1 rRNA gene is annotated in these 206 nt (G+C 51.5%); it reads right to left on the bottom strand.

Annotated elements, in window-relative coordinates:
• Positions 1-206: ribosomal RNA gene (locus tag BHE89_RS04385) — 23S ribosomal RNA — on the bottom strand; the annotation flags it as partial.

Here is a 206-nt window from a genome sequence, read left to right as displayed (position 1 = left end):
CCCCCGAAGATGAGTTCACGAGGCGCTACCTAAATAGCTTTCGGGGAGAACCAGCTATCTCCCCGGTTTGATTGGCCTTTCACCCCCATCCACAAGTCATCCGCTAATTTTTCAACATTAGTCGGTTCGGTCCTCCAGTTAGTGTTACCCAACCTTCAACCTGCCCATGGATAGATCACCGGGTTTCGGGTCTATACCCTGCAACT

The organism is Shigella sp. FC1967 (assembly GCF_001743005.1).
In the GTDB taxonomy this organism is placed as follows: domain Bacteria; phylum Pseudomonadota; class Gammaproteobacteria; order Enterobacterales; family Enterobacteriaceae; genus Proteus.
The sequence above is the reverse complement of the archived record's forward strand: the minus strand, read 5'-3'. Positions and strand labels throughout refer to the sequence as shown.